This window comes from Rhizobium sp. P2_G9 (assembly GCF_056403475.1).
In genome coordinates this window covers 1-10,194 of record NZ_JBFUFK010000095.1, presented here as the reverse complement: position 1 = coordinate 10,194, position 10,194 = coordinate 1, and the positions used below count along the sequence as shown (strand labels likewise).

7 protein-coding genes are annotated in these 10,194 nt (G+C 62.0%); 1 reads left to right on the top strand and 6 read right to left on the bottom strand.

Annotation, left to right across the window (positions count from 1 at the left end; genetic code table 11):
* Window positions 1-511: 511 nt before the first annotated feature.
* The 5 genes from AC1DYF_RS39440 to AC1DYF_RS39420 all read right to left on the bottom strand — a co-directional run bounded on the left by AC1DYF_RS39440 (window position 512) and on the right by AC1DYF_RS39420 (window position 5,773).
* Window positions 512-1,594, bottom strand: coding sequence for an IS110 family RNA-guided transposase (locus AC1DYF_RS39440; protein ID WP_477884285.1), 1,083 nt, complete (start codon window positions 1,592-1,594; stop codon window positions 512-514).
* A gap of 129 nt (window positions 1,595-1,723) precedes the next feature.
* Window positions 1,724-3,316: a N,N-dimethylformamidase beta subunit family domain-containing protein gene (locus tag AC1DYF_RS39435; RefSeq protein WP_477884283.1), complete on the bottom strand. Its 1,593-nt coding sequence runs from the start codon at window positions 3,314-3,316 to the stop codon at window positions 1,724-1,726.
* Window positions 3,313-4,668 (bottom strand): aspartate aminotransferase family protein, encoded by a 1,356-nt coding sequence (locus tag AC1DYF_RS39430; protein ID WP_477884281.1) that lies wholly within the window; start codon window positions 4,666-4,668, stop codon window positions 3,313-3,315. Before AC1DYF_RS39430 ends, AC1DYF_RS39435 begins: the two co-directional genes overlap by 4 nt.
* A 105-nt stretch (window positions 4,669-4,773) precedes the next feature.
* Window positions 4,774-5,421, bottom strand: coding sequence for a TetR family transcriptional regulator C-terminal domain-containing protein (locus AC1DYF_RS39425; RefSeq protein WP_477884279.1), 648 nt, complete (start codon window positions 5,419-5,421; stop codon window positions 4,774-4,776).
* 61 nt (window positions 5,422-5,482) lie between these two features.
* Entirely contained in the window at window positions 5,483-5,773 is a 291-nt protein-coding gene (locus tag AC1DYF_RS39420; protein WP_477884277.1) for a hypothetical protein, read from the bottom strand.
* A gap of 469 nt (window positions 5,774-6,242) precedes the next feature.
* On the opposite strand from AC1DYF_RS39420, the gene AC1DYF_RS39415 reads away from it, so the two are divergent.
* Window positions 6,243-7,412: a helix-turn-helix transcriptional regulator gene (locus tag AC1DYF_RS39415; RefSeq protein ID WP_477884275.1), complete on the top strand. Its 1,170-nt coding sequence runs from the start codon at window positions 6,243-6,245 to the stop codon at window positions 7,410-7,412.
* Window positions 7,413-7,483: 71 nt separating this feature from the next.
* Here the strand turns inward: AC1DYF_RS39415 and AC1DYF_RS39410 are convergent, their stop codons facing one another.
* On the bottom strand, window positions 7,484-9,745 hold the full coding sequence (locus tag AC1DYF_RS39410) for a beta strand repeat-containing protein (protein ID WP_477884273.1): 2,262 nt from the start codon (window positions 9,743-9,745) through the stop codon (window positions 7,484-7,486).
* Window positions 9,746-10,194: the final 449 nt, after the last annotated feature.

The window sequence follows — 10,194 nt, the reverse complement described above, 5'->3', positions numbered from 1 at the left end:
CCTCACATGAGGATTTTGCTGTCAAGGTATGAGTTAGGGATTTCCTGTTTGTTCGACGGGTTGGCCTTCCTGTTCGTCCCGACCTTACGGTTTTGTATGGCATCGCGCGCAGAGCGGGGCAAGGGTCGGCCATCGGCCGGCCGCGTAGCGGCTTGCCCTTGCGGCGGTCGAGCACGATGCCACGCTGCCCGTTGGGTGGGGGCGGCGTTGAGTACCTCGAGCAATAGGTCCGCTTGCCGTTGGCGGGATCGTTTCGGCGACAAATCCAGGTGAGCCCGTGATCACCATGCGCGTCGGCGGACCGTGCCGCGCATAACCTCACATCCGGTCGCCGCCTCTGGAATCGGGGTCCATGAGGCAGCCGTACCAATCTTCCGCTTACAGAGCGGCCAGGGCTCGGGAGAACGAAACCAATCTTGTGGCCGGCCTTTGGTTGCCAAAGGGGGGAGCGGTTCGTTCACCCGGATGTCTCCGAAGCGGATCAGGCCATCGGAGAAAGCGTTGGGCGACGTCAGGTGGCGGTCATGGCCATGCCCTCGATGACGACGCCCTGGGTGACGTATTTCCACAGCGCCACCAAGAGCTTGCGCGCCAGCGCGGTGATCATCACCTTCTGGACGCGGCCACCGTTGTGGTGCACCCGCTCCTCGAACCAGCCGGCGAGCGCCGTTGTCGGCTGATGGCGCAGCCATAGCCAGGCCAGTTGGATCAGCGTCGTGCGCAGCCGCTTGTTGCCCGCCTTGGAGACACCCTGCTCGTAATGGATCGTGCCGCTACGCCAGGGCGATGGCGCCAGCCCGGCATAGGCCGCCACCTGCCGGCGGTTGTCGAACTGTCGGAACAGGCCCTCGGTGACGAGCACGGCGGCAAAGACCTGGCCGATGCCCCGGATCTGGACAAGCTGCGCCATCATCGTGGCGTCGGCATTGATGCTGATAGCCTTGGCCTCCGCGGCTTTCGCCTCGGCTGTCAACGCCCTGAGCTCTGCGATCAGCGCCTTGATCTGCTTGAGGAGCAGTTCGAGCCGGTCGAGCAGCCGGTCGATCTCGGCCCTCAGGTGCGGCCCGAGCGGACGCCCATCGACGCTCTGCAGCGCCGTCAGGCACTGCCTCCGGTCGCGGCGCAAGGGTCGGTAGTCCAAGATCCCTTGCGTGAACAGCAGGCCCTTGATGCGGTTGATGCAGCGCACCCGCTCGCTGATCAGTTCCCGGTACTCCCGCACCAGCCGGCGGCGGTCCTCCTGTTCGGGTGTCGGCGGCCGCACCATCGAGCAGACCCGCGGCTCACCCCGCTTGAAGGCCAACAGTGCGCGCACCAGCGTCTCACCGTCGATCCGATCCGTCTTCACCCGGCGGCGGCGCCGCGGCACAGCGATCGAGGCCGGATCGACCACATGGCTCTCAATCCGTGCCGCCTCAAGCGCGCGGTGGATCCAGAAGCCGTCGAGACCAGCCTCCTGAATGACGATGACGGGAAAGGTCAGCCCGCTGCGCGCCCGCGCCTTGCCCACCAGCGTCGCCAAACGGACGAAAATTGCGCCAAGATCAGTGCGGATAGCGCCCGCGCGATCGGGGTTCTCTGCGATCATATCCATGAGGCCCTCCAAAGTTGGGATTGCAAACACGACTTTGATACAAGCCGTGGCGCTATCCACCCTCATGGAATCTTGTGGGGAGGGGTTGGGGCGGGGTCTTTCCACATGCCGGCTGGGGAACGGAGCGGTTCACCCCAAATACCGCCGCAGCACATTATGCGTCACCGCCTCGACCCCGGCATCGCGGCGGATCAGACCCGCCACCCATTCGGCGCTGCCGGCGTGAAACACTTCGCCCTTACCCCTGGGAAAATTGACCATCATGCCACTGCCGCGCCGGGTCTTCTCGACTTCGTCGGCACTGCCATAGAGGATTTCGGCGGCGAAGCGGGCATCGTCTTCAGCCAGAAAACCGTCGCCGGCGCGATAGGCATCACCTTCTTCGACATTGCTGGCCATGCCGAGCGCCAGGATGGTGAGGCCATCCGGCACCTCATCCTCGCCGCCGGGATAGGGCAGGCCGCCCTTGATGATGTAATCGAGCCCGTCGACCTCGTAGCCGAAGACATGCGCCTGCGCCCCCAGGACATCGCCGTAGCCGAACCCGGTGCCGGCAAAGCACCAATGGTCCGGACGGTAGATCGGGAAGCCGCGGGCGCCGCGCGCCACGCAGCCGCCCCAGCCGGTATAGACACCGCGGGTGGCGTTGAGGCCGAAGGTGAGCGCGCCGGGGCGGCCGACGGTTCTGTGCTCCCAACTCGTGGTCAGCAGATGGGCCTGGTCGGTGGCAGCGATCGGATCTTCGCTCGCGGCGCGGTATTTGTAGCAGACCTGGCGGCGGCCTTCGTCCTCCAGCCGGATCTGCCACATGAAATTGCCGGCAAAGCGGGCGACATGGCCGCCGGCCTCGACATAGGCGTCGACGGCATCGCGCATCTCCCATGTCCAATATTCGTCATGGCCGGCAAAGACCACGAGCGGGTAGGAATCGAGCAGATGCGGGCGGTAGTGCAGGTCGGTCTGGGTGATCAGGTCGACGGCGTAGCCTTGCCGCTCCAGCCAGTGGAAGACGGGACGGTCATAGCTCGCCCAGCCGGACGAGGCGTATTTCTTGCTGTGGCCGGTGCGCCAGGCCCATTCCATATGCGGGTAGCGCGGCGGCGCCATCAGGTCCGGCACATGGTCGAGCGCCACGCGCGGCGCATCCGGCGGCAGGCTGACAAAGCCCTTGGCGAAAGGCCGGTTGGCGGAGACAACAGGAGAATATTGGTCGCGGTTCGGGCCGGTTATGCCTTCATAATGGTTCGAACCGCCCCAGTCGTTATAGGCTGACCATGTGGCGGTCGGCGGCACGAAGAGGATGCGGCCTTGGCCACGGCCTGGTTGCGGGCGGACGATGAAGATGGTCTCGGTGGTCAGCCGTGAATTTTCTTCCGACCAGAGCGTGAGCTTGTAGCCGCCGGAGGTCCAGCCGGGGTCTATACGGAAGGAGAAGGCGACGGGCCAGGCGCAGCCGAGGACGGAAACCTGATCCGGCGTGTCGTGCGCCGCGCCGACGATATTGGCCAGCGTCAGGACGGGTGTCGGGACGGCGCCGTCGCGGACGACAGTGGCATGCAGCCGCCTGGCAGAGGTGCTCAGATGCACCGAGACCGTGTCACCCGGTGCATAGGTGTGACTGTCGACATAGGCCCAGAGGAAGGGCGCGCCGGGCGCGAGATTGGCCGGGCTTTCGAAATAGCGGCCGAACACCGCCTGGTAATGGACGTTGGTGGAACTCATGCCGCAGCCGCCAGCCGTCTTGCCTGCACGACGGCGTCCTTGATCGAGCGTGTGATGGTCGAGAGAATTTCGCCCATCGTCTCCTCCGTCGCATTATAGGGCGGGGCAAGGATGATCGTGTCGCCGGCGGTGCCGCCGACATTGCCGGTGCAGGGATAGCAGATCAGGCCGTGCTCCAGCGCCCGGCTGCCGATATCGGCATGCACCATCAGGTCGGGATCGAAGGGTATTTTCGTTGCGGGATCGGCGACGATTTCCAGGCCGATGAAATAGCCGCGGCCGCGGATGTCACCGACCTCGGGCACATCGGCCAGGGCAGACGTCAGCTGCCGGCGGAACTCCGCGCCCCGCGCCAGCACATGATCGAGCAGGTTATCGCGGGCGATGACCTTCTGCACGGCGACGCCGGCGGCGCAGGCCGTGGTATGGCCGGTAAAGGTATGGCCGGTCTGCACGCCGCCATGGGCGGCGACCATGGCCGCATCGATTTCATCGGAATAAAGGGCGGCGCCGAGCGGCATATAGCCGCCGGCCAGGCCCTTGGCCACGCTCATGATATCCGGCACGATGCCATCCTGCTCCAGTGCCCGCCATGTGCCGGTGCGGGCGGAACCGCACATCACTTCATCGGCGATTACCAGCACGCCATATTTTTTGCAGACCGTCTGGACCGCCTTGGCGTAACCCTCCGGCGCCGGCACGACACCGCCGGCGGCCCCCACGACCGGTTCAAAGATGAAGGCGGCGATGTTTTCCGGGCCGGCACGGAGGATTTCATCCTCCAGTTCCCTGGCCAGATAGGATACCAGCTGCTCCTGCGACACGCCGGCCGGTGGCCGGTAGGCATTGGCGGCGGAGACGAAGGAAACGTCGAGCAGGCTGCCTTCATAGGCGTCGCGGCGGCTCTTGAAATCCGAGACCGACAAGGCACCGAGCGTATTGCCATGCCAGGAGCGGCGGCGCGAGATGAAGCGGCGGCGGCTCATGTCACCCTTTGCCGCATGATATTGAAGGGCGATCTTCAGGCAGCTTTCCACCGCCTCGGAGCCCGAACAGACGAAGACCATGTGGCGGAAGCCGGTGCGTTCGGCAATGATGCCCTGCAATTCATCGCTGGCATCGCTGGTGAAATGGTAGCGATAGGCATGCGCCACCTTTTCGTTCTGGATGCGGATCGCCTCGTTGACCTCGGGATGGGCATGGCCGAGGCAATAGACGGCCGGGCCGCCCGAACCGTCGAGATAGCGTTTGCCGTCGACATCGAAGAGATAGCTACCGCGCGCAGTGGCGACGCGGGGCAGGCCGTCAGTGACCGGATTGGTGGCGGCGAGGGCGAGCGGGGATTGTGTCATGATCACGCCTGCGAAAGGAAGAGATGTGGCAGCCCGGCCGGGCTGAGCTGCCGTCACCGACAATACATCTTCCGCCGCCGCTGACAATCGAAATTTAACGAGTGTTCAGTTTTGTTTGGCCTGTGCCAGAAGGCGCGGCATCAGGCCGGCGAACAGCGCGTCGATCCAGTTCTCGCAGGTGGCGATCGCCTCTTCCGGCGAGAAGGTGTTGGGGTTGAGGCACCATTCCAGCCAGAGCCCGTCGAGCAGCGCGGTGAGCGCGATGGCCGAGAGCCGGCCGTCGATCTCGGGCGCCCTGGCGGCGCCGCCGGCCTCGGTCAGCAGGTCGGCCAGCAACTGCCTATATTCGGCATAGGTGCGGTCATGCACGTCCATCATCGGGATGGAATTTTCGATGATGCTCCAGAAAGCCACCCAGACGCGCAACGTGTCGCGCTTGAGCATGGGCGGCGACAGCAGGCCTTCGACATAGGCGCTGAGCTGCGCCCGTGCGGTCGGGTCGGCGGCGGCAATCCGTTCGCGCGTCGCATCGAGCAGGCCGAGCGAAAAGGCCTCGTAAGCGGCGCCGACCAGCTGATCCTTGCCGTCATAGTGGTGATTGATCAGGCCGATGGAAATGCCGGCTTCGGCGCTGATCTTGCGGATCGACAGGCCGGCAGTGCCTTCACGCGCCAGGCAGGCGAGCGTGGCGTCGATCAGAGTCTTGCGGCGATCGTCGGGAAGCTTGCGTGTGAATTTTCCAAGTTCGCCCATGGAAAGCTTGATCCTGTCATTTTCGCCTTCCTATACCTGTGGGTTGATCACGTCGACAGGTTTAATCGCAGCTGCAGCCAACCGCCTTCAGCGTGGCTTCGTCGATGCCGATACTGAGCGAGGCGACCAGTTTTGCAAAGCAATGGCGCGACTGCATCAGATGCGCCGCATCGGCAATGGGCAGATGGATGACCTCGCCGAGCATACGGTGGACGCGCTGCGCCGCGCGCCTGTCGCGCCGCGTGGCGACGGCGCTCTGAATGACATGCCCCGCAAAATCATACATGGCGCGATAGCTGCTGACGCCAGCTGCCACACGAAGCCATTCGTTGCGATCGTGACCCATATCCATCCCCTCATCCGATATCCGGATATCGGCACAAACGCGGCAGGCGGCAAAAGGTGTGTTTGCACGTGGGCAGGAAGTTAAGGGCTTGTTAAGGGCTGCGCGGGGAAGTGGAACGCGGCGGGGGCTCGCAATGTATCCGGTTCGTGGTGTGTTGTTTCGGTTTGCAGGGTGTTGCATTTTGGGTCGGGCGCGGGCGACGAAGACTGGCGCGTGGGCGTGCTCTGTCCCCGAAGGCGTCTTCTGGGCACGTTCTGGCGTCTCACCGGCACGTGCAACCTCCTGACCATCCGCAAGGCTCGTCCGCAGCAGGTCGCGTAACCCCAGATTTTCGCAAGATTTCCGATTTTACGGCGCATTCCACCATCCGTGCCGCATTTGCAACATGATTTCGCAGAAACTGAGAGAAGATTGCCGCCTCGGGGTGGCTCGCCTTCATGGATTACCTGGCTTAAATCCCACGAGAACAAAGACAATGGCGGAATCCTTGCCGAGTGCCGACAGATTGAATGCCGCGGTCGCCAGGATTTACGACGCCGTTCTTGAACCCGATCTCTGGCCGGAGGCCATGGATGGCGTCGCAGCCTCCTGCGGCGGCATGGGGATGATAGTCTATCCGGTGGAGAAGCGGTGCGGGGCTGCCTCCTTCGTCTATGCCAGCAATGCGGTCGAGGAGGCGGCGCGGAATTTCGGCGAGGAGTGGTACGCGACGTCGCCGTTCATGGCCCGCGAAAGGCAAGCGCCACTTGTGGGCCGCAGCATCTGGGACGGCGATATCTATGCCCTGGATCAGATGCCGAAGCTGGATTTCTACCAGGGCTATGCGCGCAAATATGACATGGCGCATTGCATGATGCGCGGCACCAGTCCGGCGGCGACCCAGATGCGCTATGTGATGATGGTGACCACGTCCCGGCGCAAGGGCCTTCTGGATGAGACCCAGATGCAGGTTTTCAATATCCTGTCGGTGCATGCCGAAAAAGCGCTCGGCATGCATATGCGGCTGAATGCGTCTGCCGGCCAGTTCCAGAGCGCATTGGCGCTTCTGGATCGGCAGCATTGCGGCATTGTCCTGCTGGATGGGCAGGGTCGCATCCTGGAGATCAACGATGCAGCGGCGGGCTTGGACGGTGATGGTTTTCGGATTGCCGACCGAAGGCTGCTGGCCACGTCACCGAGCCAGCAGGGAGAACTGGATCATCTGCTTCTGTCGGCATTGGAGCCGAGGGCCGACGGACGCCCTCGGGGACCGCTGGCGCTGAAACGGGCAAAGGACAAGCGGCCGCTGATCGTCAATGCCATGCCCTTGAGCAGACATGTGGACAGGCTGGCTTTGCCCCTGCGATCGCTTCCGGAAATTGCCGTTCTGGTCATGGATCCGGACAGCATGCCTGCGGCATGCGACTGGCGCGTGTTCACGCTGTTCGGCCTCACGGCAGCCGAGGCCCGCGTGGCTTCCATTCTTGGCGCGGGTGCGAGCCCGGACATGGCGGCGGCGGAATTGCAGCTTTCCATCGAAACGGTGCGTGGCCACCTCAAACGAATCTTCGCCAAGCTCGACATCTCGCGCCAGAGCGAGCTTGCCGCATTTGCCGCCCGCGTCACCGGCGGCCAATGCGCGCACCCAATGCGACGTGACGCCTGATCGGCGGGTTGGCGTCGAGATTGCCGGATGCTGGCAGCATCCGGCGACTTGAACGGCAGGCCTGTTTCACCTCACGCGGTGATGTTCCAGGAATTGAAGGTCGATATATCGAGCTTGATGTCGAGATCATGCGCGGCATCGATCGACCCGTCATGATTGAGGTCGACATAGAGATGGTCGTTGGTGGTGTCGTAAAAGGCCATGACGACGGTGTGCGAAAGATGTGGCGTTCCGGAGGAGAAATCCACGTAATTGCCGGCAAAATTGACGCTGGAAACGAGCCCGCTGATGTCGATCGAGTCAAGAATCCCGAAATTGTTGACTGTGTCGGCGCTGCTGAAGGGCGATTGAGTCACGGCGTCGTAGGCGATCACATCCAGGCCGCTATTGGCAGTCAGGTTGATGACATCCGTCCCCAGCGATCCATGCACCGTATTGTTGCCGCCGCCGGTGGAGATCGTGTCACTGCCGGCGCCGCCCACCAGGATGTCGTCTCCATCGCCGCCGACAATCGTCGCGCCCGACGACACAAAGGCCTGGGTGCCATTGGCGAGGCCGGATATATCCACGCCGGCGGTGTTGGTGATCGTCAGCTCGGAAATATAGCTGGTCGATGCGTTGGTCGCGTTCAGAGTCAGGGCACCGTCGCCGGTGATGGTCACGCTGGCCGTATCCGTGGCCGCTCCAACCGTCGAGAGATACATTGTGTGATGATTGGCAAAGCTGTCGATGAAGAGGTTCGACAGGTTCGGCGCGAAAAGCCCGACCGTGGAATTTCCGAAATCGGCCGTATAGGCCAGCTGAAATCTGAAACTTTCATTGTGCAGGCTGGCGGCGTTTTCGACATTGACCGTCATGAATTCAGCCTGTGTGCCGAGGATCTGTACCAATCCCCCCGACTGCACATTGTTGAAGCTCACGGATGATACCGGAGTGTTGCCCAGGATGATCCCGTTGATGCCCGAATTGCCGAAATCATAGGTGCCGGTTGCATCATCGATGTACGTGTATTCGAAACCATGAAACAGCGCCGCGAGATTGGCGACATTGCCCTTGATCACGAAGCCGTCATTGCCGTCTCCGCCTTCGAAAGACTGCGTGGAGGAATTCAGCGCCAGATTGGTCACATCGAGGAAATCGTCGCCCGCCTGAAGATCGACCACTGCTTTCGAGCCGGCCGCGCCGCCCAGAGCGGTGACGGCGAAGTAATCCTTGTCCGACGATCCGGTCACCGCGGTCAAAGATGAGCCATTGACAACGACCTGGTCCGTGCTTGCGGTATCGTTGTCGAACGAGAACGCCGTCCATTCCGAACCGAGATTGTACGTGCCGGTGGCATTGGCGACCGCCAAATGTTCAAAGCCGCTGAACAGAGACGAGAGGCCGCTGACATTGCCGGATATATCAACCGTGTCGACACCGTCCCCGCCGACGAAGGTTTGGGTCGTGGCGTCGAACGCGAATGAATGCGACATGACCAGATCATCATCGCCGGCGCCGAGATCGACAGTCCCTTTGTTGGCCGTCGTGCCACCAAGGCTGTCGAGGATAATTGCATCATTGCCGCTGCCCGTCGCCACCGACGTTAGATTCGCGCCACCGAATTCGGCTATCAAAGCGCCGTGCATATTTGCGGCTGAGACGCTGGCCAGCGACGTGAAAGCGACACTCAAACCCCATAGGTTCAACGCCGCCTTTCCCGAGATCGTCAGGTTTTCAACGTCGTGACCGGTCGTCGACGTGTGGGCATAGAAGTCGTTCTGTTTGTGTCCATTGGAGTGGATGGTGATTTCGGTGGGACGGCTGTTGCCTTGCAATTCGACGCTGCTGTTGGACAGCGACACATTCAGGGCATTGAAGTCTCCGCCGCCGGCAGTGGCCAGGGTCAGCTTATCGTCTTGCGCATTTTTGAACTTCAGATGTTCAGTGGAAACGGTGTTTTCATCGATCCCATCGACTTCGATCGTCTGCTCCGATGTATTGCTGATGGCGATCGTGGCCGCGTGGGTCGCATGCGCGACGGTCACACCGGAGTCGAATGCCTTGAAAGACAGGCTGGTGAGCGCCGTCGCATGGGCAAGATCCAGGCTGAGTGCGGTCGTCGCGCTGCGGCTGAATATGGCCTGCTCGATATTTTTCAGCCAGGGGGCCAGGCTCGCGCCCGAAAGTGCCGCCGAAATCGTGTCCGTGCCGTCGCCTCCGTCCAGGCGGTCTTTATTGGTCAATGTCGGTTTGTGTGCGGCGCCGGTCAGTGGCGCCAGAAATAGGTCCTTGCCGGACGTTCCGACAATGTGGTCGGTGCCGGTGGTGAGTTGGTGTTTATGCACAGCCATGGTCAACGTTCCCATATGTCTTGGAGGCGGGTGAAATTTCCCGGGAACGAAAGATTAAGAGCATGATCGAGGACGGGCATGCCCCATTTTGGATAGGCGTCGAAATATTGTTGTGGCCATCCAGGCGGTCACCCACGGCGCGCGGCATGAGGCGAGCACGCCGGCAGACAGTCCGAACAGCGCGGCAAGGGTTGAAGAACATTCTGCAGTAGCCTTGCATCGGCTTCGCGCGACGCTCTGTCGCATCGGTTTTTCATGAAAATACAGGCGTAATGGCGGTGGGTGAATTTCTGTCGTGTTTGAGAGCCCGATTTAAAAGTAGTTGAGCGATAACAGCAGGTTGTGATTCCCTTTTGGTGCTAAATCAAAATGGGGTTTCCGATGACCTGGACTGTTATCGCTCGGCGTGAGCATAACCGAGACGCGCTTCGTTTTCCAAGTGATTTGAC